The organism is Pseudomonas sp. BAV 4579 (genome assembly GCF_009765395.1).
GTDB classification, from domain to species: domain Bacteria; phylum Pseudomonadota; class Gammaproteobacteria; order Pseudomonadales; family Pseudomonadaceae; genus Chryseomonas; species Chryseomonas aestiva.
This window is the reverse complement of sequence record NZ_WHOV01000096.1, coordinates 1-24,833: the sequence shown is the minus strand read 5'-3', so window position 1 is coordinate 24,833 and position 24,833 is coordinate 1. Positions and strand designations below refer to the sequence as shown.

At 64.0% G+C, this 24,833-nt stretch carries 22 protein-coding genes and 1 pseudogene; 1 reads left to right on the top strand and 22 read right to left on the bottom strand.

Annotated elements, in window-relative coordinates; translation table 11 throughout:
• The 22 genes and pseudogenes from fliI to uvrB form a co-directional block, all read right to left on the bottom strand.
• Positions 1 to 908: flagellum-specific ATP synthase FliI (gene fliI, locus GSQ95_RS18475; protein WP_158973873.1), on the bottom strand; the 908-nt coding region annotated here is incomplete at its 3' end.
• Positions 898 to 1,677 carry a flagellar assembly protein FliH gene (fliH, locus tag GSQ95_RS18470; protein WP_158889346.1) on the bottom strand — a complete coding sequence of 260 codons (780 nt, stop codon included), beginning with the start codon at positions 1,675 to 1,677 and terminating at the stop codon, positions 898 to 900. The genes fliH and fliI, both read right to left, overlap by 11 nt.
• 67 nt (positions 1,678 to 1,744) lie before the next feature.
• Entirely contained in the window at positions 1,745 to 2,755 is a 1,011-nt protein-coding gene (gene fliG / locus GSQ95_RS18465) for a flagellar motor switch protein FliG (protein WP_133862399.1), read from the bottom strand.
• The gene (gene fliF, locus GSQ95_RS18460) at positions 2,742 to 4,550 is read right to left on the bottom strand and encodes a flagellar basal-body MS-ring/collar protein FliF (protein WP_158889344.1); all 1,809 of its coding nucleotides are present in this window, start codon (positions 4,548 to 4,550) and stop codon (positions 2,742 to 2,744) included. Before fliF ends, fliG begins: the two co-directional genes overlap by 14 nt.
• 14 nt (positions 4,551 to 4,564) lie before the next feature.
• Positions 4,565 to 4,906 carry a flagellar hook-basal body complex protein FliE gene (fliE, locus tag GSQ95_RS18455; protein WP_132832054.1) on the bottom strand — a complete coding sequence of 114 codons (342 nt, stop codon included), beginning with the start codon at positions 4,904 to 4,906 and terminating at the stop codon, positions 4,565 to 4,567.
• A gap of 144 nt (positions 4,907 to 5,050) precedes the next feature.
• Positions 5,051 to 5,353, bottom strand: coding sequence for a ComEA family DNA-binding protein (locus tag GSQ95_RS18450; protein ID WP_158889341.1), 303 nt, complete (start codon positions 5,351 to 5,353; stop codon positions 5,051 to 5,053).
• A 59-nt stretch (positions 5,354 to 5,412) separates the two neighbouring features.
• Entirely contained in the window at positions 5,413 to 6,327 is a 915-nt protein-coding gene (gene rfbD / locus GSQ95_RS18445; RefSeq protein WP_158889339.1) for a dTDP-4-dehydrorhamnose reductase, read from the bottom strand.
• Positions 6,324 to 6,860, bottom strand: a complete 537-nt coding sequence (rfbC, locus tag GSQ95_RS18440; RefSeq protein ID WP_133862403.1) for a dTDP-4-dehydrorhamnose 3,5-epimerase — start codon at positions 6,858 to 6,860, stop codon at positions 6,324 to 6,326. The genes rfbD and rfbC overlap by 4 nt, the downstream gene beginning before the upstream one ends.
• Positions 6,860 to 7,741, bottom strand: coding sequence for a glucose-1-phosphate thymidylyltransferase RfbA (gene rfbA, locus GSQ95_RS18435; protein ID WP_158889337.1), 882 nt, complete (start codon positions 7,739 to 7,741; stop codon positions 6,860 to 6,862). The genes rfbC and rfbA overlap by 1 nt, the downstream gene beginning before the upstream one ends.
• 72 nt (positions 7,742 to 7,813) lie before the next feature.
• A complete protein-coding gene (rfbB, locus tag GSQ95_RS18430; protein WP_158889335.1) occupies positions 7,814 to 8,878 on the bottom strand; it encodes a dTDP-glucose 4,6-dehydratase in 1,065 nt (354 codons plus the stop codon).
• A gap of 221 nt (positions 8,879 to 9,099) precedes the next feature.
• A complete protein-coding gene (locus tag GSQ95_RS18425; RefSeq protein ID WP_133862406.1) occupies positions 9,100 to 11,082 on the bottom strand; it encodes a nucleoside-diphosphate sugar epimerase/dehydratase in 1,983 nt (660 codons plus the stop codon).
• 10 nt (positions 11,083 to 11,092) lie between these two features.
• On the bottom strand, positions 11,093 to 12,139 hold the full coding sequence (locus GSQ95_RS18420) for a glycosyltransferase family 4 protein (protein WP_372240031.1): 1,047 nt from the start codon (positions 12,137 to 12,139) through the stop codon (positions 11,093 to 11,095).
• Positions 12,139 to 13,113, bottom strand: a complete 975-nt coding sequence (locus GSQ95_RS18415) for an NAD-dependent epimerase/dehydratase family protein (protein ID WP_158889331.1) — start codon at positions 13,111 to 13,113, stop codon at positions 12,139 to 12,141. Before GSQ95_RS18415 ends, GSQ95_RS18420 begins: the two co-directional genes overlap by 1 nt.
• A gap of 139 nt (positions 13,114 to 13,252) precedes the next feature.
• Positions 13,253 to 13,474, bottom strand: a complete 222-nt coding sequence (locus GSQ95_RS18410) for a hypothetical protein (RefSeq protein WP_133862409.1) — start codon at positions 13,472 to 13,474, stop codon at positions 13,253 to 13,255.
• A 245-nt stretch (positions 13,475 to 13,719) separates the two neighbouring features.
• Positions 13,720 to 14,007: an integration host factor subunit beta gene (gene ihfB, locus GSQ95_RS18405; RefSeq protein WP_133862410.1), complete on the bottom strand. Its 288-nt coding sequence runs from the start codon at positions 14,005 to 14,007 to the stop codon at positions 13,720 to 13,722.
• A 188-nt stretch (positions 14,008 to 14,195) separates the two neighbouring features.
• Positions 14,196 to 15,875, bottom strand: coding sequence for a 30S ribosomal protein S1 (gene rpsA, locus GSQ95_RS18400; protein WP_007160397.1), 1,680 nt, complete (start codon positions 15,873 to 15,875; stop codon positions 14,196 to 14,198).
• A gap of 140 nt (positions 15,876 to 16,015) precedes the next feature.
• Entirely contained in the window at positions 16,016 to 16,702 is a 687-nt protein-coding gene (gene cmk / locus GSQ95_RS18395) for a (d)CMP kinase (protein ID WP_007160398.1), read from the bottom strand.
• A gap of 23 nt (positions 16,703 to 16,725) precedes the next feature.
• Positions 16,726 to 17,646 (bottom strand): annotated as a pseudogene (locus GSQ95_RS18390) (prephenate dehydrogenase/arogenate dehydrogenase family protein); the annotation flags it as partial.
• Positions 17,639 to 18,751, bottom strand: coding sequence for a histidinol-phosphate transaminase (gene hisC, locus GSQ95_RS18385; RefSeq protein ID WP_158889327.1), 1,113 nt, complete (start codon positions 18,749 to 18,751; stop codon positions 17,639 to 17,641). The gene hisC and the pseudogene GSQ95_RS18390, both read right to left, overlap by 8 nt.
• A gap of 113 nt (positions 18,752 to 18,864) precedes the next feature.
• Complete coding sequence (locus GSQ95_RS18380) at positions 18,865 to 19,476, bottom strand: YitT family protein (RefSeq protein WP_158889325.1); 612 nt, start codon at positions 19,474 to 19,476, stop codon at positions 18,865 to 18,867.
• A gap of 59 nt (positions 19,477 to 19,535) precedes the next feature.
• Positions 19,536 to 21,017 (bottom strand): glutamate--tRNA ligase, encoded by a 1,482-nt coding sequence (gene gltX / locus GSQ95_RS18375; RefSeq protein WP_158889323.1) that lies wholly within the window; start codon positions 21,015 to 21,017, stop codon positions 19,536 to 19,538.
• Between the two features lie 221 nt (positions 21,018 to 21,238).
• Entirely contained in the window at positions 21,239 to 23,248 is a 2,010-nt protein-coding gene (gene uvrB / locus GSQ95_RS18370) for an excinuclease ABC subunit UvrB (protein ID WP_158889321.1), read from the bottom strand.
• Between the two features lie 247 nt (positions 23,249 to 23,495).
• Between uvrB and GSQ95_RS18365 the strand changes: the two genes are divergently transcribed.
• Entirely contained in the window at positions 23,496 to 24,698 is a 1,203-nt protein-coding gene (locus GSQ95_RS18365) for an amino acid aminotransferase (protein WP_158889319.1), read from the top strand.
• The last annotated feature ends 135 nt before the right edge of the window (positions 24,699 to 24,833 follow it).

The window sequence follows — 24,833 nt, the reverse complement described above, 5'->3', positions numbered from 1 at the left end:
TCCACCAGGCGTGGCAGCTTGGCGAACACCGACGGCGGGTAGCCCTTGGTCGCCGGCGGCTCGCCGATGGCCAGGGCGATCTCCCGCTGCGCCTGGGCATAGCGGGTCAGGGAGTCCATCAGCAGAAGCACGTTCTTGCCCTTGTCGCGAAAGTATTCGGCGATGCGGGTGCAGTACATGGCCGCGCGCAGGCGCAGCAGGGGCGCATCATCCGCCGGCGAGGCCACGACCACCGCCCGCTTGATGCCCTCCTCGCCCAAGATGTGCTCGATGAATTCCTTCACCTCGCGACCCCGCTCGCCGATCAGCCCGACCACGATGATCTCGGCCTTGGTCAGCCGGGTCATCATGCCGAGCAGCACGCTCTTGCCCACGCCGGTACCGGCGAACAGGCCGAGACGCTGGCCGCGACCTACCGTCAACAAACCGTTGATGCTGCGGATGCCGACGTCCAGGGGCTCGCTGATGGGCTCACGCTTGAGCGGATTGATGGTGGGACCGTCCATCGGCACCCAGTCTTCGGCGCGCATGCGGCCCTTGCCGTCCAGGGCGTTGCCCAGGCCATCCAGTACGCGCCCCAGCATCGACATGCCCATCGGCAGGCGACCGGTATCCGGCACCGGCACCACTCGGGCGCCGGGCGCGATGCCGGCCAGGCTGCCCACCGGCATGAGAAAGGTCTTGTTGCCGTTGAAGCCCATCACCTCGGCCTCGACCTCCACCGGCTGATAGCCACCGCCATTGATCAGCCGACAGCGGCTGCCGACGGCGGCGCGCAGGCCTTCGGCCTCCAGGGTCAGACCGACCATGCGCAGCAGGCGGCCTTCGATCACCGGCTGCTGTTCGACCCGGATGGCTTCATCGTAACCGCTGAGGCGGCGTTCGAAACTCAGACGCTCAAGACGCATGGGAGGCATCCTCGATGTCGATGTGCAGATCGGCTTCCTGGGGCTGGGTCGCCTGGTGACGCTGCTGTTCGGCCAGCTGGGTCAGCGCCTGGGTCAGACGGGTCTCGATGCTGGCGTCGATGACGCTGCTCTCGGTCTCGATCCGGCAACCGCCAGGCATAAGGGTCTCGTCCTCAAGGATGCGCCATTTTTCCTCGTGGCGGTCACGCAAGGCCTTCATCAGTTCGAAGTCCTGGGGGCTGACCTGGATGCGGATGTTCTCGGCACCCATGGGCAGCAGCTTCAGCGCCGTGCGCACCACCTGACCCAACTGACTGGAGTCTAGCGTGAGTTCGCGCTGGATGACTTCGCGGGTGATATGCCGGACCAGCTGCACCATGCCGGCTTCCAGGGCCTGGTCCTGCTCGCCGATGGGATCGAGCAGATGACTCATCAGGGTTTCCAGGCTGGCCAGCCGGGCGGTCAGGGCCGCCTCGGCTTCCTGGCGCGCCTTGAGCTGGCCGGCATGGTAGCCGTCGCGCTCGCCGGTGCCGAAGCCCTCGTTGTAGGCCTCCTGGCGGATCGCCTCCAGCTCTTCGAGAGTGATCGGCTGAACCTCTTCGGCCGGCACCTCTTCGATCTGGGGCTCCGGCTGGGGCTCGGGCTCGGCTGCCGCGGGCACAGGGATTTCTGCAGGCGTGTCGAAGCTGTCGAAGGCTGGCAGTCGCCACACGTCGAAGGCTTCCAGATCCCGCGCCCTGATCAGTTCGCTCGCCGCTTCTTTGCTCATTACCTGTCCGTCAGAAAACCGCTACTGACCAGACCTTAGCAAAGCACAGGCCAATCCCGGCAAGCCGTCAGACCATTTCCTCGCCACCCTTGCCGCCGAGGACGATCTCGCCGGCGTCGGCCATGCGGCGGGCCACGGCGAGCACCTCTTTCTGCGCCCCCTCCACCTCGGACAGTCGCACCGGCCCCTTGGCTTCCAGGTCGTCGCGCAGCAACTCGGCCGCGCGCTTGGACATGTTGCGGAAAAATTTCTCCTTGATGCCATCGTCGGCGCCCTTGAGCGCCAGCACCAGCACATCCGAGGACACCTCGCGCAGGAGCGCCTGGATGCCGCGATCGTCGACATCGGACAGGTTGTCGAAGACGAACATCAGGTCTTCGATCTGCCCCGACAGATCCTGGTCCGCATCGCGGATCGCGTCCATCAGCGGGCCTTCGACCGAGCTGTCCAGGTAGTTCATGATGTCGGCGGCGCGCTTCACGCCGCCCAGGGCGGTACGGGTGGTGCTGGCGCTGCCGGAGAACTGCTTCTCCAGGATCAGGTTCAGCTCCTTGAGCGCCGCCGGTTGCACGGTGTTCAGCGAGGAGACGCGCAGGACGATGTCCAGGCGTACCTTGTGATCGAAGTGGCCAAGGACTTCGGCCGCCTGGTCGGGATCCAGGTAGGCCACCACGATGGCCTGGATCTGCGGGTGCTCGTAGCGGATCACATCCGCCACCGCCCGTGGCTCCATCCACTTCAGGCTGTCCAGGCCGCTGGTGTTGCCGCCCAGCAGGATACGGTCGATCAGGCCGCTGGCCTTGTCCTCGCCCAGGGCCTGGGTGAGCATCTTGCGGATGTAGCCGTCGGCGCCCACGCCCAGACTGGTCTGATCGCCCACCACCTCGATGAAGTCGCCCAGCACACGCTCGACCTGCTCGCGGTTGACGTTGCGCATCTGGGCCATGGCGGTACCGACCTTCTGCACCTCCTTGGGCCCCATATGGCGCAGGATCTGCGCGGCATCGGCTTCGCCCAGCGACAGGAGGAAGATCGCGGCCTTCTCGACCTTGGAAAGTTGCGCTTCATTCGTCGCCATTGATCCAATCCTTCACTACCTGGGCGACACGGCCCGGATCATCGTTGACCAGCTGCTTGATGGCGGTCAGTTGAGCGTCATAGCCCTCGCTCGGGCTCGGCAGCAACAGCGGTGCCGGACCGGCCAGGCTCACCTTGTCGTCGGCCAGATCGTCCGACAGGCCATCCAGACCGCCGGCACCCAGGGCACCGGCACCACCGGCAGCGGCCAGGGCGGCGGCGTCCTTGGTATTGCCGCCGGACAGATTCTTCAGCACCGGACGCAGCACCCCAAAGACTAGCACCAGGATGAAGAGGACGCCGAGGGCCTGCTTGACCACGCCCCAGAACCAGGGCTGCTGGTAGAAGGGAATGCTCTCGATCTCTTCCTGCTGCACCGGGGCGAAGGGCGCGTTGATCACGCTCACGCTGTCGCCACGGCTGGCGTCGAAGCCCACGGCGTCCTGCACCAGACGGGTGAAGCGAGCCAGGTCTTCGGTGGTCCAGGGCTGGTGGCTGACCTTGCCAGCCGCATCGACCTTGACCTGATCGTCCAGTACCACCGCGACGGAAAGTCGACGCAGACGGCCCTGCTGCTGACGGGTATAGCTGATGCTGCGGTCCAGCTCGTAGTTGCGGGTATTCTGCTCACGCTTGTCGGTCGGGTACGGCAGGGTCGCCGGCAGGCTGGTCTTGCTGTCGTAGATGTACTGGTCGTTGGCGTCGCGCAGCGGCTGGCCGGGAGCGATGTAGTTGGCGCCGCCACCCTGGGCACCGGCCTTCTCCGGGGTCGAGGACGGACCGGGCGGCTGGTTGGACAGGGCACCGGGCACGCCCTGGGCGCCGCCGCCGGACGTCTGGCGCTGCTCACTGTTCTGCTGCTCGCTGCGCAGGGCCGGTTGATCGGGATTGAATTGCTCGGCAGTCGATTCCACGGCGTTGAAATCCACGTCCGCCGCGACTTCCGCCTTGAAGCGACCGTTGCCCACCACCGGCTGCATGATGTTCTGCACGCGCTGGGTCAGGGAGCTTTCCATCTTGTGGGTGTAGTCCAGTTGCTTGCCGGCGATCGACAGCTCGGACATGTTCTGCTGGTCGGACAGCAACTGCCCCTTCTGGTCGACGATGGTGACCTGGGATTTATCCAGTTCCGGCACGCTGGTGGCGACCAGATTGATGATGGCCATGACCTGACCGGCATCCAGGGTACGGCCGGGATACATCTCGACCAGTACCGAGGCACTCGGCTTGCGCTCGTCACGGACGAACACCGAACTCTTCGGGATCGCCAGGTGTACCCGGGCGCCCTTGATGCCGTTGAGGCTGGAGATGGTCCGGGCCAGTTCGCCTTCCAGGCTGCGCCGATAGTTGGCCGCCTCCATGAACTGGCTGGTGCCCAGCGGCTGCTCCTTGTCCAGCAGCTCGAAGCCGACATTGCCATCGGAGGGGGTGATGCCGGCTGCAGCCATCTTCATGCGCGCCCGGCCGATGTCATCGGACTTGACCAGCAGGGCGCCGGAATTCGGATCGACCTTGTAGCCGATGTCGGCCGCGCCCAGGGCCTGCAGCACCTGATTGGCGTCCAGGCCGTTCATGCTGGTGTACAGCGGCCGATAGTCCGGCTGCTGGGTCCAGAGCACCACGGCAAAGCCCAGGGCGACGCTGGCGGCCAGGCCGATCAGCAGCCCCATCTGCCGCAGCAGCGGCATGTCGGACAGGTTGTCGAGAAAGCTGAGACCCAGCAGCGACTTCTTGGGCTTGTCTTCAGCCGCAGGCTGGGTCGTCGGGACGGGTGCGTTGGTGAGAGCTTCAGCCATTTTCTAGACCGTCCTCAAATCGACATTTGCATGATGTCTTGGTACGCCTGCACGAACTTGTTGCGTACCTGGGTCAAGGCCTGCACGGAGACGCTGGCCTTCTGCGAAGCGATCATGACTTGAGTGAGGTCGACGCCGCCCTGCCCCAGCTCGAAGGCCTTGGCCATCTCGCCAGCGGTCTGCTGGGTCTCGTTAACGGAGCCCACGGCCTTGCTGAGCATGTCGGCGAAGCTCGGACCCTGGACCTGTTCCGCGCCGGCAGCCGGAGCTACCACGGCTTTCGACCGGGCCATGGCTTCGGTCTGCATGGAACGCATTTCCAGCATCAACCGATTGAACTCGACACCTTGAACCATTTGCTCTGCTCCTCTGGCACGGGAAATTGACGCCGTACCCACTCGTGTCAGAGATAGAGCAATGCCTGTGCCAGATCCTAAAAATTCATCTAAAACAATGGCTTGGGAAAAATGTGCAGAGGGACGGTTAAAGTTTGCCGAAAATCAGTCGACGCTGAGCAGTTCGCGGTTGCGCTGCAACAGGGCCTTGCCGATGCCCTTGACCTCGAGCAGCTCGTCCACCGAAGCAAAGGCGCCATGGGCCTGGCGATGGTCGACGATCGCCTGGGCCTTGACGGCCCCTATCCCCCGCAGCCGTTGCAGCGCGGTGACGTCGGCGACATTGATGTTCAGCGGTGCCAGGCTGGCACTCGCGGCAGGCTTGTTGGCAGCACCTGTGGCAGACTCACAGGCATTGGCCCAGGGACCGAACAGGGCCAGCAACGTCACTATCCAGACGAATCTCATAGAGGAACCTCCCTGTTCCGCTGTTTGATCCGGAGAGCTTAACGCAAAGGGTCAGGCGGTCAACTCACCAGAGACCCTGCCTGAGCACGCTCGGTCTGGAGCGCCAGCAGGGTCTGGCGAACGCCCTGGCGCCAGTCGCTCGGCGGGATGCCGAAGTGCTGCTCCAGCGCGCTGGAATCCAGCATGGAATAGGCCGGGCGCTTGGCCAGGGTGGGAAATTCGGAGGTGGCGATGCCGGTGATGAGCGGCGCCCGTTCCAGCATGCCCAGCTCCTCGCCGGCATCGATGATGTAGCGCGCGAAGTCGCACCAGCTCAGGCCGCTGTCGCCGCCGAAGTGATAGAGGCCATAGGCCGTCTGCTCAGGCTGGGCTTCGGCCTGGACGGCGATCTGCAACAGCGCGTCGGCGATGTGGCCGGCGTAGGTCGGGCAACCCACCTGGTCGCTTACCACCCGCAGTTCGTCGCGATCGGCAGCGAGCCGCAGCATGGTCTTGAGGAAGTTGTTGCAGTGCTCGCTGAACACCCAGGCGGTTCTCAGCACCACCGAGCGGGGGCAGGCGGAGAGCACGCGGTTCTCCCCTTCCAGCTTGGTCATGCCGTAGACCCCGGACGGACTGACCGGATCCTCGACCTGATAGGGTTCGGTGGCGGTACCGTCGAACACATAGTCGGTGGACAGGTGCAGCAGGGCGATGCCGGCGGCGCCGCAGGCCTGGGCAAGCACCGCAGGACCTTCGATATTGCCGCGGGCGGCGATCTCGGGTTCCTGCTCGGCCTTGTCGACCGCCGTGTAGGCGGCCGCATTGATCACGACGTCCGGAGCGAATCGCTCGAGATGGCTGGTTACCGAGCCTTCGTCAGCGATATCCAGAGTGGCACGTCCATGGGCCTCCCATGCCAGTTCTGAACGCTGAAGACGATCGGTCAGACAGCGTCCGACCTGACCGTTAGCTCCGGTAACCAGTATCTTCATCTATACAGCTCCGCCAATCGAAGGCCTTGTGCATCTTTGGCGGACAGGATGGGATCCGTTACCCGCCAGTCGATATTCAGATCCGGATCATTCCAGATCAAAGACCCTTCATCAGAGGGATCGTAATAATCTGTGCACTTGTATTCAAAATCAGCGGTTTCCGACAGCACCACGAAGCCGTGGGCCAGGCCCGGCGGTATCCAGAGCTGACGCTTGTTGTCTTCCGAGAGGATCTCGGCGACCACGTTGCCGAAGGTGGGCGAACCACGACGGATGTCGACGGCCACGTCCAGCACCTCGCCGCGCACCACGCGCACCAGCTTGCCTTGCGGCTTGCTGCGCTGGAAGTGCAGGCCACGCAGCACGTTCCGGGCGGAACGCGAGTGGTTGTCCTGCACGAACGGCAGGGTGATCCCCGCCTGCTGGGCATAGCGCTCCGCCTGGAAGGACTCCAGGAAGAAGCCGCGGTCGTCACCGAAGACCTTGGGTTCGATCAGCTTGACGTCCGGGATCGCGGTGTCGAAGACCTGCATCAGTCCTGCTCCTTGCACAGTCGCGCCAGGTATTGACCGTAACCGGTCTTGCTCAGGGCTTCGGCCTGCATGGCCATCTGCTCGCAGGTGATCCAGCCCTTCTGGAAGGCGATCTCTTCGAGGCAGGCGACCTTCAGCCCCTGGCGCTTTTCGATGGTCTGGACGAAATGGCCGGCTTCCAGCAGGGCGTCGTGGGTACCGGTGTCCAGCCAGGCGAAGCCGCGGCCCAGCAGGGAAACGTTCAGCGAGCCACGGCGCAGGTACTCGTTGTTGACGTCGGTGATTTCCAGCTCACCCCGGGGCGACGGCTTGATGTTGGCGGCGATGTCCAGCACGTCGTTGTCGTAGAAGTACAGACCGGTGACGGCATAGTTAGATTTCGGCTTCTTGGGCTTCTCTTCGATGCTCAGGGCCTTGCCCTGCTCGTCGAACTCGACCACACCGAAACGCTCGGGGTCGGCGACGTAGTAGCCGAAGACGGTGGCGCCCTGGTCCACGCTGGCAGCCTTGAGCAGCGTTTCGCTGAAGTGCTGGCCGTAGAAGATGTTGTCGCCGAGGACCAGGCAGACGTTGTCATCGCCGACGAATTCGCGACCGATGATAAAGGCCTGGGCCAGGCCGTCCGGGCTGGGCTGCTCGGCGTAGCTCAGCTGCATGCCGAAGTGGCTGCCGTCGCCAAGCATGCGCTGGAAGCCGGGCAAGTCGGCCGGCGTCGAGATGATCAGGACTTCCTGGATACCGGCCAGCATCAGCACGGACAGCGGATAGTAGATCATGGGCTTGTCGTAGATCGGCAGCGACTGCTTGGACACGCCCAGGGTAATGGGGTGCAAACGGGTACCGGAGCCACCGGCCAGCAGAATTCCCTTGTATTTGCTCATGGCAATCGTCCTCTGAAAATTGACTGTTGCTGTCGGTCGGACACGCCCGCGGGCGTGTCCGCGATAGGATCGTTAAACGGCTTCGCCGAGACGTTCGAGGCGATAGGCGCCGGACAGTACCCGCTGCCACCACTCACGATTGTTCAGGTACCAGGTTACGGTCTTGCGCATGCCGGTCTCGAAGGTCTCCGCCGGCGTCCAGCCCAGCTCGCGGCCGATCTTGCTGGCGTCGATCGCGTATCTCATGTCATGACCGGGACGATCCTTGACGAAGGTGATCAGGTCGCGATAGCGCTCGACACCCTCGGGCTTCTGCGGCGCCAGTTCTTCGAGCAGGTCGCAGATGGTCTCGACGACCTGCAGGTTGCGCTTCTCGTTGTGGCCACCGATGTTGTAGGTCTCGCCGACCTCGCCCTGGGTCACCACGGTATAGAGGGCACGGGCATGGTCCTCGACGAACAGCCAGTCACGCACCTGGGAGCCGTCGCCATAGATCGGCAGCGGCTTGCCATGGATGGCATTGAGAATGACGTGGGGGATCAGCTTCTCGGGGAAGTGATAGGGACCGTAGTTGTTCGAGCAGTTGGTCACCAGTACCGGCAGCCCGTAGGTCCGACCCCAGGCCCGTACCAGATGGTCGCTGCCGGCCTTGCTGGCCGAATAGGGCGAGCTCGGGGAATAGGGCGTGGTCTCGGTGAAGAGGTCGTCGGTGCCGTGCAGGTCGCCGTAGACCTCGTCGGTGGAGATGTGGTGGAAACGGAAGGCTGCCTTGGCTTCCGGCGCCAGGTCGTTCCAGTAGGCACGGGTCACCTCGAGGATGACGCCGGTGCCGACTACGTTGGTCTGGATGAAGGCGGCAGGGCCCTCGATTGAGCGGTCCACGTGGGACTCGGCAGCCAGGTGCATGACCACGTCGGGCTGGAAGGACACGAAGACCTGCTGCAGGGCGGCGAAGTCGCAGATGTCCACCTGGTGGAATTCATAGCGGTCGGAGTCGGCGACTTCGGCCAGGGAATCCACGTTACCGGCGTACGTCAGCTTGTCGACGTTGGCAACCTTGCATTGGGTCTCGTTGATAAGAAAACGTACCACGGCGGAACCAATGAAACCCGCGCCACCTGTTACCAGTACCTTCATCCTGAATCCTGCCTATATCGATTTGTACATCATCGCGCCCGGCGCTGCGGACGAGACATCGGAGGACGGCGCAGCCATCCCTGGCTTGGGTCACAGCCACGGCCATGTACCCAAAGACCTGAGTTAAACAGTGGCAGGAAAAGAAAGTTCAGCCTAGCGCTGGGCGGCTGCCGCTTCTGTGCTCGGCTTCAAATCCAGGTTGAAAGAAAGCGTGGACGGGATCACTCGATGGATCTCTTGCCGTGCAGCCAGTCGACGATGTCGCCCTCTGGCGAATAGCCGGCGACGGTGTCGCGCAGCAATTGCCGGACGCGGAGATAATCACCCGCATCGATCGCGCGACTCAGCTCGACGAGGGCTGCCCGGAAGGCATCCCAGGCCAGGAAGTCTTCGCTGGCGCGCATGATCTTCGGGTGGGAGGTCGGACTCACATCGTCACCGATGAGCAACTCTTCATAGAGTTTTTCACCGGGTCGCAGTCCGGTGAACTCAATGGCGACATCGCCATGGGGATTGGCCGGCGAGCGGACGCTCAGGCCCGACAGCTTGATCATCTGCTCGGCCAGTTCGACGATGCGCACCGGCTCGCCCATGTCGAGCACGAAGACGTCTCCGCCCTCGCCCATGGCGCCCGCCTGGATGACCAGTTGGGCGGCCTCGGTGATGGTCATGAAGAAACGCGTGATCTTGGGATGGGTGACGGTAACCGGCCCACCCTTGCGGATCTGGGTCCTGAACAACGGGATGACCGAACCGGACGAGCCCAGCACGTTGCCGAATCTCACCATGGTGAAGCGGGTGCGATTGACCTGATGGATACCATCCGTTTGCCCATGCAGCACGGGCGCCGCCTCGCGACTCAGGGCCTGCAGGATCATCTCGGCCAGGCGCTTGGTGCTGCCCATGATGTTGGTGGGCCGTACCGCCTTGTCGGTGGAGATCAGCACGAAACTGGTCACGCCAGCCTGGATGGCCGCCTGGGCGGCATTGAGGGTGCCCAGGACGTTGTTGCCGAAACCCTCGGCGATGTTGTGCTCGACCATGGGCACGTGCTTGTAGGCCGCCGCATGGTAGAGGGTGGCCACCTTCCAGTGCCGCATCACCTGCAAGAGCAGTGGCGCATTGCGAATGGAGCCCAGCACCGGCACCAGGGTGACTGGCAGGGCTTCGCGCTGGATATAGGTCTCCAGCTCACGGTGGATGCTGTAGAGGTTGAATTCGGCGTGGTCGAGCAGGATCAGGGTGCGCGGTTTCTGGCCGATGATCTGCCGGCACAGCTCGGAGCCGATGGACCCCCCTGCCCCGGTCACCATCACCACCTGGGCGGTGATGCAACGGGCGAACAGCTCGGGCCGGGGCGTGACGGGATCGCGTCCCAGCAGATCGGCGATGTCGACCTCCTGGAGGTCGTCCACCTGTACCTTGCCGCAAGCCAAGTCGCTGATCCGCGGCACGGTTCTGACGTGCAGTGGATAAGGCTCCAGCAGACCCAGCACCTCACGGCGCCGTGCCCGGGTGGCGGACGGGATCGCCAGGAGGATCTCCTCGGCGCCCGTTTCGTCGATCATCTGCTGGATGTGTTTGGGCGTGTAGACCTTGAGCCCGGCGATGATGCGATTGGCGATGCTCTTGTCATCGTCGATGAAGGCCACCGGACGCATGGCCCGGCCCATGCGCAGCGCCGCGACCAGCTGATTGCCCGCCGAGCCGGCGCCGTAGATCGCGACCCGTGGCAGCTCGTCCGGCTGTTTGATGAAGGGCACGGTAATGGCGCGATACCAGTCGCCCAGGAAATACTGGCGCAGCGCGAGACGCAGGCCGCCGATCAGGATCAGGCTGACGATCCAGTAGTTGAAGATCATCGAACGCGGGACGATCTCCGGCAGGTCGCGATACCAGTAGATGACTACCGACAGCAGCAGCGTCGACAGCGTCACCGCCTTGGCGATGGCGATCAGGGCGTCGTTGCCCAGGTAGCGCATGACCGCGCGGTACATGCCGAATCGGATGAACAGGGGAATGGCGATGGCCGGCGCAGTGATGAACAGCCAGGCATGCCCGCTGAAGGGCTCGATCATCTGCACGGAACCCAGGCGCAGATAGAAGGCCAACCAGAGCGAGAGCCAGATCAGCAACAGATCGACCGCGACCTGGATGACTCTCTTGGTACGCCGGTTCAGCTTGACCAGATGGTCACGCAACATGTCAGTGTCCCTAATCCCTGAATCCGGTGGACTGCGCAGCCATGGCTACCTCATCGGTCCCAGCATGGTATCGAAGGGCCAGGCAAAGCAAAGGCCCATAGGCAAGCAAGAGCCCCAGTATGGCACTTAAAAGCCCCAGCCCCACCAGCAAAGCGATAGGCAGCAACCAGAACAGGTTGATGGCGAGTACCGCCAGGGTTACCGGGCGATGGGCGCCATGCTGACGGGAGGCCCACTGATAGGCGTGGGTGCGATGAGCCTCGTAGGGCTTCTTGCCCCGGCTCAGTCGCCGCAACAGGGTCCAGGTCGCATCGACCACGAAGACGCCGAGCAGGATCAGCCAGGCCCAGAACAGCGACAGCTCCACCAATGCCGCCTGCAACGACAGCATGCCGAGGATCAAGCCGAGAAAGCCACTGCCGACATCGCCCATGAAGATGCGCGCTGGCGGAAAATTCCAGCACAGGAAGCCACCCACGGCCGCCGCCAGGAGCAGCGGTGCGCCCAGCAAGGCGCCCTGCCCGGTCACGGCATAGATCAGCGCCATGCCCAGACAGCCGACGAGCGCCTCGACGCCGGCGATGCCATCGATGCCGTCCATGAAGTTGTAGAGATTCAGCAGCCAGACCAGATAGAGGACGCCAAGGGTCATCACCAGCCAGCCGGGCAGCCCCAGAACAGCGGACAGCTGCGCAGGAAGCGCGCCATAGCCGCCCAGCCACAGCAGGGCAGCGACCGCCGCCAGAAAGTGACCCAGCAGACGCCAGCCGGCGCCCACGTGGCGATGATCGTCGACGAAGCCGAGCACTGCCACCAGCAGCCCCGCTCCTATCAGGACGCCGCAGGAGGCCGGATCAAGCTGCCCCAGCAGTCGCAGCACCACACAGCCGAGCACGAACACCACGACGATCGCCAGGCCGCCGCCTCGCGGCGTCGCCACCTGGTGCGAACTGCGCGCGTTGGGTTCGTCGAGCAGGCCTCCGGACAGGGCATAGCGGCGCAGCGCCGCCGTGCCGAGCCAGCTGCAGCCGCCGGCCAGGAGCAACAGGAGCAACATCATTTCCGGCCCTCCGCCCCGGCCCGTTGCGCGCCCAGCGCACGCAAGGCGGACCGCGCCGACAGCGGGGGTTGCCAGCCCAGCAGGGTCTTGGTGGGCTGGATGTCGACCTGCAGCGACCCGCAGAGACGTTGCGCCACCTCACCCCGCCCCAGCAATCTGGCGCCCCATTCGAGCCAGGCGGACGGAACGGCGATCAGCCGGGGGTTCTGACCCAGGCCTTCGGCCAGCGATTCGAGCAGCTCGGCGGTGGAGAGATCTTCATCGTCGCTGACCAGCAGGATGGCACCGGCCGCCTTGGGCGCCGCGATGCACAGGATCAGCAGGTCGAGCAGATTCTCCAGCGCGAGCAGACTGCGCCTGTTGTGCCGAACGCCCCCCAGGGGCAGCGGCACGCCCCGCGCCAGGGTGTCCAGCAGACGGGCCACATTGGCCTTTACCCCAGGCCCGTAGATCAGCGGTGGACGCACGATGACCACTTCCAGCCCAGTCTCGGCCATCAGCGCCAACAGCTGCTGTTCGGCAGCGGCCTTGGAACGCGCGTAGGCATCGGTGGGTGCGGGCAGATCGTCAGCGTGAAAGGGCTTGCCGGGAAGGGTCCAGTCACCATTGACCTTGATGCTGCTGACAAAGATGAAGCGACGGACGCCGGCAGCCTGGGCATCCCGGGCCAGCTTGAGGGTTGCCGCCCGATTCACCTCATCGTAGCGAGCCTCGCTAAACCCGCCTGGTTGCTCGCCCAGCTGATGGACCCGGGCGGCGAGATGGATGACGGTATCTACCCCTGCCAGGGGCGCGGACCAGTCAGTATCGGCGGACAACTCACGGATCACCGGAATCACCTCGCCCGCGACCGAGGCAGCTGCCGGCTGGCGCTGTGCGGCGACCACCGGGTACCCCTTGGCCTGTAGCTGCCGAACCAGGGCTGCGCCGACGAAGCCCCCTGCCCCTGTCACCAGAATCTTGCGTTCCATCAATGCGTTGCGCCGTGCCAGTCAGCCAGGAAAGGGCGCTTATGGTAAGACATTGCCCCGCGAGGGCCTAGCCACGCAAAACGCAGGCATAAAAAAGCCCGCCGAACCTGAGCTCGGCGGGCCGAAAAACTTGAGAACCTTAGAAGGTCTTGGCGGAAGCCTGGACTTCGACGGCCTGGAAACGAGCGGTCGGCTGGCCAACGTAGTGGCGCGAGAAGCTCTCAACACGCTGAGCGGGCTGCAGGAACAGGGCAACCATCCAGCTACCGGCCAGAGCGGCTACAGCGAGGAAGGGATGACCGAGGTGCATGCTGGTGAAGCAGGCGGCGATACCGATCCAGATGAAAAGATAGTGGCGCATGACAACTTCCTCACTCGGCGTGGACTACGAGGTCACCCAAGACCTTATGTGAGGGAAGTCTCTTACAAAAATCGGAACCCGTCTACAAAAATATCAAAACGGCTTGACTTTTTTTTTAAACGTCAAAATACCGATACCAGTCTTATGAATAACGCTTTTTTGACGATTTCGAACTGGCCAAAAAAACAAGGAAAATCGAACTCTTGTCGGACCGACAGGGAAAAGACCGGCAGTGGGCGACGGCTTTACGGCTCCAGTTCGTTGACCCTGTCCCGCAGCTCCTTGCCTGGCTTGAAGTGCGGAACGAACTTGCCGTCCAGCAGCACCGACTCGCCGGTCTTGGGATTGCGCCCCGTACGGGGTTCGCGATAGTGCAGTGAAAAGCTGCCGAAGCCGCGGATCTCGATACGGTCTCCGGTGGAAAGTGCCTGGGCCATCTGCTCCAGCATGGTCTTGATCGCCAGCTCGACATCCCTGGACGACAACTGCCCCTGATAGGAAACGATGCGCTCGATCAACTCCGACTTGGTCATGGATTTTTTCCTTCGTTATCAAGCGGCTAGATCACCTCCAAGGACTTTTAGCACGCCGGCGTATTTTTGAAAAGTCAAGCGAACGACTTTGGTCCCGGCAACTTTTTACGGGTCATGACCACCCTGTGCGCTTTTCGCCAGCCAAAAAAAAGCGACCCCGAAGGGTCGCCTTTTATTCAAGCTCGAACTTAGTTCTGGCTTTCCATCTGCGCCTTGATCAGGTCGCCAATGGTGGTGGGGCCAGCAGCAGGCTCTTGCTTGCTACGCAGGGAGCTCATGGCTTCCTTCTCGTCGTCGACGTCCTTGGACTTGACGGAGAGGCTGATCACGCGGCTCTTGCGATCGATGCTGATGATCTTGGCTTCGACTTCGTCGCCTTCCTTCAGCACGTTACGGGCGTCCTCGACGCGGTCACGGCTGATTTCGGACGCCTTCAGGACGCCTTCGATCTCGTTAGCCAGGGTGATGACAGCGCCCTTGGCATCGACTTCCTTGACGGTACCGCGCACGATGGTGCCTTTCTCGTTCAGGGAGGCGTAGTTGGAGAACGGATCGTCTTCCAGCTGCTTGATGCCCAGGGAGATGCGCTCGCGCTCCGGGTCAACGGACAGGATCACGGTATCCAGCTCGTCACCCTTCTTGAAGCGACGCACGGCTTCTTCGCCGGTTTCGTTCCAGGAGATGTCGGACAGGTGTACCAGGCCGTCGATGCCGCCTTCCAGACCAATGAAGATACCGAAATCGGTGATCGACTTGATGGTGCCGGAGATGCGGTCGCCCTTGTTGAACTGACCCGAGAACTCTTCCCACGGGTTGGCGCGGCACTGCTTGATGCCCAGGGAGATACGACGACGCTCTTCGTCGATATCCAGGACCATGACTTCCACTTCGTCGCCGACCTGAACGACCTTGGACGGGTGGATGTTCTTGTTGGTCCAATCCATTTCGGACACGTGCACCAAGCCTTCCACGCCCTCTTCCAGCTCGGCGAAGCAGCCGTAGTCGGTAAGGTTGGTGACGCGCGCCTGAACACGGGTGCCTTCCGGGTAACGGGCCTTGATGGCGACCCACGGATCTTCGCCCAGCTGCTTCAGACCCAGGGAGACGCGGTTGCGCTCGCGGTCGAACTTCAGCACCTTGACGTCGATCTCGTCGCCGACGTTGACGATTTCCGACGGATGCTTGATGCGCTTCCAGGCCATGTCGGTGATGTGCAGCAGGCCGTCTACGCCGCCCAGGTCGACGAACGCGCCATAGTCGGTGAGGTTCTTGACGATACCCTTGACTTGCTGGCCTTCCTGCAGGGATTCCAGCAGAGCTTCACGCTCGGCGCTGTTCTCGGCTTCCAGGACGCTACGACGGGAAACGACAACGTTGTTGCGCTTCTGGTCCAGCTTGATGACCTTGAACTCGAGTTCCTTGCCTTCCAGGTGAGTGGTGTCACGCACCGGACGGACATCGACCAGGGAGCCCGGCAGGAACGCGCGGATGCCGCTGACGTCGACGGTGAAACCGCCCTTGACCTTGCCGTTGATGACACCCTTGACCACTTCGTCGGCGCTGAACGCGGCTTCCAGGACCAGCCAGGATTCGGCGCGCTTGGCCTTTTCGCGAGACACTTTGGTTTCGCCGAAACCGTCTTCGACGGCATCCAGGGCTACGTGGACTTCGTCACCCACGTTGATGGTCAGCTCGCCTTGTTCGTTGTAGAACTGCTCGAGCGGAACCAGGCCTTCGGATTTCAGGCCGGTATCGACCACAACCCAGTCGCCATCGATCGACACCACGGTGCCGACGATGATGGCGCCCGGCTGCATGTCGAGGGATTTCAGACTTTCTTCAAAGAGTTCTGCGAAGCTTTCGCTCATGTTCATACCTGTTGTATGGATACCCGATGTATCCGGCTACCGCATGACCAGCCCATGCGGGGTGAGTGGTTACCATCCGGCTGCCGGGATGCGACTGGTTCCCGGCAGCTTTCACCGACGACTCGGATGAGTCTCGGCCTTCATCCCGCCAGGTCGCGCTCGGCGGCCAGGGTCAGGATGCGTTCCAATACCTGTTGTATGGAGAGATGCGTGGAATCCAGCTCGACGGCATCGTCGGCCGGCTTGAGCGGAGCAACGCTACGCTGACTATCGCGGGCGTCCCGCTCACGGATCTCTTCCAGGAGGGCAGGCAAGCTAACATTTTCGCCCTTCTGCTTCAACTGAAGATAACGCCGCTGTGCTCTTTCCTCGGCACCGGCGGTCAGAAAGATCTTCAGCTCGGCGTCCGGAAACACCACGGTGCCCATGTCGCGACCATCGGCGACCAGACCGGGCGCCTCGCGGAACGCCTGCTGGCGCTGCAACAGGGCATCGCGCACGGCGGGCAGGGTCGCCACCTGGGAGGCGCCGGCGCCGACTTCCTCGGTACGGATGACGTCGGTGACGTCTTCGCCTTCGAGGATGATGCGCTGGCCGTGCTCATGCCCGGCAAGGAACTGGACGTCCAGGTGGGCCGCCAGCAACTTGAGCGACTCTTCGTTGGTGTAGTCCACGCCATGGTTGCGAGCGGCGAAGGCCAGCAGGCGGTAGAGCGCGCCGGAATCCAGCAGATTCCAGCCCAGCTGGCGGGCGACCAGCGCCGCGAGGGTGCCCTTCCCCGAACCGCCGGGGCCATCGAGGGTGATGACGGGTGCGGTACTGCTCATGAGTGCCCCTCCGTAAGAGATTGATGGACGGCGACCTGAGCGCCGGTCTGGGTACGACTGGCGAGGATGCGCCCGAAATATTCGCGCGCGCCGCGGGCATGGGTCAGCACCTCCATGAGGAACTGACCATCGCCGGCCTGGATGGCGCCGCGCAGCTCGTCGAGATCGGCGCGATAGGTGTCCAGGGCCTGCAGTACGGCTTCACGATTGGCAATGAAGATGTCGTGCCACATGGTCGGATCGCTGCCGGCGATGCGGGTGAAGTCACGGAAACCGCCAGCAGCGTAATGGAAGATTTCACGGTTTTCGCTGCGCTTGGCCAGGGAATCCACCAGATTGAAGGCCAGCAGGTGCGGCAGGTGGCTGGTGGCGGCAAGGACCTGGTCATGATGCTCGACGGTCATGTGCTCGACATCGGCCCCTATGGCGCGCCAGAGCCGGTCGACCTTGTCCAGATCGGCTGGAAGGGTCTCTTCCAGTGGCGTGAGGATGACCTTGTGCCGATTGAACAGCGCCGCGTTGGCTGCCGTGACGCCACTGCGTTCGGAGCCGGCGATGGGATGACCCGGCACGAAGCGCAGCGATTGGCCGGCGAAGGCCTGACGCGCGGCGCGCACCACGTTGCCCTTGGCGCTGCCGACGTCGGTGAGGACGGCGCCCTGCAGCGGCAGGGCCGCGAGATCGGCCAGCACCCGCTCCATGGCCAGGATGGGCACGGCGAGCTGGATGACATCGGCCCCCGGGCAGGCATCGCCCAGCTCGGCGACGCAGCGGTCGACGACGCCCAGCTCGACCGCCAGCCGGCGAGTCTCCGGATCGCGATCGACCCCGACCACCTCACGGCAGAGACCGCTGACGCGGGCGCCCTTGGCGAAGGAGCCGCCGATCAGGCCCAGGCCGACAACGACGAGACGTTCGATCAGGGGGGTGGCCACTTCAGCCACGACCCAGGACCTTGCTCAGCGCCGCCAGGAAACGGGCATTTTCCGCTTCGGTGCCGATGGAGACGCGCAGGAAGGTGGGCATGCCATAGCCGGCGACGGGTCGCACGATGACGCCCTCCTGCAGCAGCCCCTGATTGATCGGTGCGGCGTCGCGCCCCAGGTCCACGGCGATGAAATTGCCACGGGACGGAATCCACTCGAGGTCGAGATCGCGGAAACCGGCTTCCAGCTGGGCCATGCCGGCATCGTTGAGGGCCCGGCTGCGGGCCAGGTAGTCGCTGTCGGCCAGGGCCGCACAGGCCGCGGCCTGGGCCAGGCTATTGACGTTGAACGGCTGGCGCACCCGATTGAGGACGTCGGCCACGGTCGGCGAGGAGAAGGCATAGCCGACGCGCAGAGCGGCCAGGCCATAGGCCTTGGAAAAGGTCCGCGAGACGATGAGGTTGGGGTACTGGGCCAGGAACGCCAAGCCGTCCGGCAGCTCGTCGCCCTCGGCGTATTCGATGTAGGCCTCGTCCAGCACCACCAGGACATGCTCGGGGACGCGGGAGAGGAAGAGTGCCAGAGCCTCGCTGTCGAACCAGGTGCCGGTAGGGTTGTTGGGATTGGCGATGAAGACCACCCGGGTGTCGGCATCGATGGCGGCGAGCATGGCGTCGAGGTCATGCCCGTAGTCCTTGGCCGGGACGCTGCGGCCCTCGGCGCCGATGGCCAGGGTCACCAGCGGATAGACGGCGAAGGCGTGCTCGCTGAACACGGCGTTGTAGCCGGGCGCCAGATAGGCCCGGGCGACCAGTTCGAGGATGTCGTTGGAGCCGTTGCCCAGGGTGATGCCAGGGGCGGCCACGCCGAATCTCTGGCTGAGGGCCTGCTTGAGATCGAAGCCGCCGCCATCCGGATAGCGGGTCAGCTCGGCCAGTTCGGCACGAATGGCTTCGAGGGCCTTGGCGCTGGGGCCGAGCGGGTTCTCGTTGCTGGCGAGCTTGACGATGCTGGCCGGCGCCAGGCCCAGTTCACGGGCCAGTTCATCGACGGGCTTGCCAGGCACGTAGGGCGAGAGTTTCTGTACGCCGGGAAGGGCTTGTGCCAGGAAATCGCAGCTCATGGAGACCTCTTCAACTTGCGATGACGACGGTCGGGCCGCCGAAAATGGGCGCCATCTTAAAGCCAAGGCGGGTCGCGGACCAATCGAAGTTGCGCCTGCGCGACGGAAAGCCCCTAGCTGATGGCGCTGTAACGCCCGGGCCGATGGTTGATCGCCAGGGTCAGATTGAGGATCACGGCGCCCAGGATCGAGACGAGGATGGCACCGGGCTCGACGACCCACAGCGCCAGCAGGACGATCAGGCAATCGATGCCCATCTGCACCTTGCCCGCTCGCCAGCCATAGCGCTGCTGCAGATAGAGCACGGCGATGTTGATGCCGCCGAGGCTGGCCTGGTGACGGAAGAGGATCAGCAGCCCCACGCCCATCAGGACACCGCCCATCACGGCGGCATAGAGGGGTTGCAGGGCACTGAAGGCGACAAAGTGCGGGGTCAGCTCGGTCAGCAGCGACACCAGGGTCACGGCCGCCAGGGTCCGCAGGGTAAAGGCCCAGCCCATGCGCCGCACGGCCAGCCAGTAGAACGGCAGGTTGATGAGAAAGAAGGCCTGACCGAAGGAGAGGCGCGTGCCGTACTGGGCGAGAAAGGCCAGGCCCGCGGTACCGCCGGTGAGCAGGCCGGCCTGGCGATAGAGGTTGACCGCCAGGGCGATCATCAGGGTCGCGCTGAGCAGGGCCAGCACGTCTTCGAGCAGATTGCGCCGCTGGGGAGTCACGGAGGTCATGGGGCCATCCTGGCGCGAGGAGGAAGCCGACCCCGAAGACAAGATCGGCCGGGAGACTGTCAGCCGAGCTCGGCCAGCAGCTTCTCCCACTCCTTGGTTTCCTTCTTGGAGGGCGCACCCAGCAGTTCGACCGCCTGGCGCAAGCGGAAGCGAGTGAGGTCCGGACCGAGGATCTCCATGGCATCCAGCACCGAGACCGAACTGGCCTGACCGGTGATGGCGGCGAACAGCAGCGGCATGACGTCGCGCAACTTGAGCTGCTGGTGCTCGGCGACCGCCTGGATCACCGCGGTGATGCGTTCCTTGTCCCACTGGCGCAGGGCTTCGAGCTTCCACAGCAGCAGTTGCATGACCAGGCGGACCTGGTCGGCGGAGAGCTTCTTGTGCTGGAACAGCGCCGGATCCAGATTCAGGCCGCCGCTGAAGAAGAAGCCGGCCAGCGGGGCGATCTGGCTGAAGGTCTCGACCCGCTGTTGCACCAGCGGGGCGATCTTGAGCAGGTACTCGGGATTGAGCGCCCACTGCTGCACCTCGGCGGCGAAGCGCTCGGGGCTCAGCTCGCGCAGCCACTGGCCGTTGAGCCAGGAGAGCTTCTCGACGTCGAAGATCGGACCGCCCAGGGAAACGCGCTGGAGGTCGAAATGCTCGACCATCTCATCCAGGGTGAACTTCTCGCGCTCATCGGGCATGGACCAGCCCATGCGGCCGAGGTAATTGAGCATGGCCTCGGGCAGATAGCCCATGCGCTGATAGAAGGTCACCGAGGTGGGATTCTTGCGTTTGGAAAGCTTGCTCTTGTCGGGGTTGCGCAGCAGCGGCATGTAGCAGAGCTGCGGCTGCTCCCAACCGAAGTATTCGTAGAGCTTGATCAGCTTGGGCGCCGAGGGCAGCCACTCTTCCCCGCGCAGGACGTGGGTGATGCCCATCAGGTGGTCGTCGACCACGTTGGCGAGGAAGTAGGTGGGCAGGCCGTCGGCCTTCATCAGCACCTGCATGTCCATGCGATCCCAGGGGATCTCGACCTCGCCACGCAGCAGGTCGGGGACGACGCAGACGCCCTCCTCCGGCACCTTCATGCGGATCACATAGGGCTGGCCGGCGTCCAGGCGCTGCTGCACCTCTTCCGGGGTCAGCCGCAGGCCGCGCCCGTCGTAGCGCGGGGTCTCGCCCCGTGCCTGCTGTTCGGCGCGCATCTGGTCGAGTTCTTCCGGGGTGGCGAAACAGAGGAAGGCATGCCCTTTCTCCACCAGCTCCCGGGCGTACTTCCAGTAGATCTCGCCGCGTTCGCTCTGCCGATAGGGGCCATGGGGGCCGCCGACGTCGGGGCCTTCGTCCCATTCGATGCCCAGCCAGCGCAGGGCGTCGTAGATCTGCTGTTCGGATTCGCGGGTCGAGCGGACCTGGTCGGTATCCTCGATGCGCAGGATGAACTGACCGCCGTGCTGACGGGCGAAGCAGAGGTTGAACAGGGCGATATAGGCGGTACCGACATGCGGGTCGCCGGTGGGCGACGGCGCGATGCGCGTGCGAACGGTGGTCATCGGCTTTCTCGAGAAACGCGAAGGGACAGAGGCGGAATGGTAGCAGCGCCAGCCCTGGCGCTGCCAGTTGGCGGAAAGCCCGAGCCTGTTCATGTTCTCGCGAGCTAGAACCAAGCAAGGCGAAAATAGCTGAGGAAGCGGAGTTTACGAAGGGTAAATGAGCATTCCGAAGCTATTTTCAACGCAGCTTGGCCGACGCGCAGCAGAACAGGTACAGGCTCCTAGACCTGGACCAGGCGCTCGCGCAGTGCCTGGATCTCGTCGCGCAGCTGGGCGGCTGACTCGAACTGCAGATCGCGCGCCAGCTGCAGCATCTTCTCTTCGAGCTGACGGATGCGCTTGCCGATCTCGCTCGGCGAGCGCAGTTCGGCGGCGTATTCGCCCTGGTCCTCGGCGGCCTTGGCCACCCGGCGCTTGCCCTTGGCGCCCGGGGCCGCGGCGCCTTCCATGATGTCGCGGATGTCCTTCTTGATGCCCTGGGGCACGATGCCGTGTTCTTCGTTGAAGGCCAGCTGCTTGTTGCGCCGCCGTTCGGTCTCGTCGATGGCGCGCTGCATGGAGCCGGTCATGTTGTCGGCATAGAGGATGGCCTTGCCGTTGAGGTTGCGCGCCGCCCGGCCGATAGTCTGGATCAGCGAACGCTCGGAACGCAGGAAGCCTTCCTTGTCAGCGTCGAGCACCGCCACCAGGGAGACCTCCGGCATGTCCAGGCCCTCGCGCAGCAGGTTGATGCCCACCAGGACGTCGAAGGTGCCCAGGCGCAGGTCGCGGATGATCTCCACCCGCTCCACGGTGTCGATGTCGGAGTGCAGGTAGCGCACCCGTACATCGTGGTCGGCCAGGTAGTCGGTGAGGTCCTCGGCCATGCGCTTGGTCAGGGTGGTGCAGAGCACCCGCTCCTCCTGGGCCACCCGCAGACGGATCTCGGAGAGCAGATCGTCCACCTGGGTGGTGGCCGGACGGATCTCGATGATGGGGTCGACCAGGCCGGTGGGGCGCACCACCTGCTCGACCACGCGGCCGGCGTGCTCTTCCTCATAGGGACCGGGGGTAGCCGAGACGAAGATGGTCTGGGGCGCACCGGCTTCCCATTCCTCGAACTTCAGCGGCCGGTTGTCCAGCGCCGAGGGCAGGCGGAAGCCGTATTCCACCAGGGTTTCCTTGCGCGAGCGGTCGCCCTTGAACATCGCACCGATCTGCGGAACGGTGACGTGGGATTCGTCGATCACCAGCAGGGCGTTGCTCGGCAGATAGTCATAGAGGGTTGGCGGCGGCTCGCCCGGACCCCGCCCGGACAGGTAGCGACTGTAGTTCTCGATGCCGTTGCAATAGCCCAGCTCGAGGATCATCTCCAGATCGAAGCGAGTGCGCTGCTCCAGCCGCTGGGCTTCGAGCAGGCGATTCTGGCTGCGCAGCCATTCCAGGCGATCGGCGAGCTCCAGCTTGATGTTCTCGATGGCGCCCAGCAGGGTCTCGCGCGGCGTGGCGTAGTGGGTCTTGGGATAGAAGGTGAAGCGCGGCAGCTTGCGGATCACCTCGCCGGTGAGGGGATCGAAGGCCGACAGGCTTTCCACCTCATCGTCGAACAGCTCGATGCGTACCGCTTCGAGATCGGACTCCGCAGGGAAGATGTCGATGACGTCGCCGCGTACCCGGAAGGTCGCGCGGGCGAATTCCAGGTCGTTGCGGCTGTACTGCAGCTCGGCCAGGCGACGCAGGATGGTGCGCTGGTCGATGCGGTCGCCGCGATCCAGGTGCAGGACCATCTTCAGGTAGGCCTCGGGACTGCCCAGGCCGTAGATGGAGGATACCGAGGCGACGATGATGGCATCCTTGCGCTCCAGCAGCGCCTTGGTGGCGGACAGGCGCATCTGCTCGATATGGTCGTTGATGGACGAGTCCTTCTCGATGAAGGTGTCCGACGAGGGCACATAGGCTTCCGGCTGGTAGTAGTCGTAGTAGGAGACGAAGTACTCCACCGAGTTGTTCGGGAAGAAGGCCTTGAATTCACCATAGAGCTGGGCGGCCAGGGTCTTGTTCGGCGCCAGCACCATGGTCGGGCGCTGCACCTGGGCGATGACGTTGGCGATGCTGAAGGTCTTGCCCGAGCCGGTCACGCCGAGCAGAGTCTGGTGCGACAGGCCCGCCTCCAGGCCTTCCACCATCTGGCGAATGGCTTCGGGCTGGTCGCCGGCCGGGGTGTAGCGAGTGGAGAGCTGGAATGCGGACATGGCTGCCTCAAGAGCGCGGAAATGCACGGACACCACCGCGCTGACGCAAGGTCAGGGCGGTGTGGACGAGGAAAAAGCTGGAAGCCCCTAGATGAGGTCGCATGCACCCCTTTGCAATCCGCCTGTGGCGCCGCACGTCAGGAAATCTCCTACCGAGGTCGGGTCGCGATGGTGCCTGCAGGGGGCTATACTCCTGGTTCCTAAGCGTTCCGCCCTTCCCTTCACCCCTCATTCGAGCCCCTGCCCCATGAGTTTGTTCTCCGCCGTCGAAATGGCACCCCGCGACCCCATCCTTGGCCTGAACGAGGCCTATAACGCCGATGCCCGTCCGCACAAGGTCAATCTGGGCGTGGGGGTCTACTACGACGAGCAGGGCCGCATTCCGCTGTTGCGCGCCGTGGCCGAGGCCGAGCAGCAGCGCGTGGCCTCCCAGGCACCGCGCGGCTACCTGCCCATCGAGGGCATCGCCGCCTATGACCAGGCCGTACAGCACCTGCTGTTCGGCGCCGAGTCGAGCCTGGTGCGCGAAGGCCGCGCCATCACCGTGCAGGCCGTTGGCGGCACCGGTGCGCTGAAGATCGGCGCCGACTTCCTCAAGCGGCTGCTGCCGGATGCCGTGGTCGCCATCAGTGACCCGAGCTGGGAAAACCACCGCGCGCTGTTCGAGGGCGCCGGCTTTCCCGTGCAGAACTATCGCTACTACGACGCCGCCAGCAACGGCCTGAATCGCGCTGGTTTCCTGGCCGATCTCCAGGCGCTGCCGGAGCGCTCGGTGGTGGTGCTGCACGCCTGCTGCCACAACCCCACCGGCGTCGATCTGCAACCAGCCGACTGGCAGGCGGTGCTGGACGTGGTCAAGGCGCGCAACCTGGTGCCCTTCCTCGACATCGCCTACCAGGGCTTTGGCGACTGCATCGAGGAAGACGCCCAGGCGGTACGCCTGTTCGCCGACTCCGGCCTGACCTTCCTGGTCTCCAGCTCCTTCTCCAAATCCTTCTCGCTGTACGGCGAGCGGGTCGGCGCCCTGACCCTGGTCAGCGAGAGCCGCGAGGAAAGCGCCCGGGTGCTGTCCCAGGTCAAGCGGGTGATCCGCACCAACTACTCCAACCCCCCGACCCATGGCGCCACCATCGTCGCCAGCGTGCTGAGCAATCCCGAGCTGCGCGTCCTGTGGGAAGCCGAACTGGGCGAGATGCGCCAGCGCATCCGCACCATGCGCAACGCCCTGGTGGAAGGCCTGGCCGCGGCTGGCGCCACTCGCGACTTCGCCTTCGTCAACGCCCAGCGCGGCATGTTCTCCTACTCCGGCCTCACCGCCGAGCAGGTCGAGCGGCTGAAAAGCGAATTCGGCATCTATGCGGTCAGCACCGGACGCATCTGCGTGGCGGCGTTGAACGAGCGCAATCTGCCACCGACTGTCCAGGCCATCGCCGCCGTCCTGAAGGGCTAGGACGACACTTCCGGCAGCGCCTTTTCGAGGCGCTGCCAAGGCTTGACTTCCCGTTATCTATCAGTAAGATACGCCCCGTTGTTCCGCGATAGCTCAGTCGGTAGAGCAAATGACTGTTAATCATTGGGTCCCTGG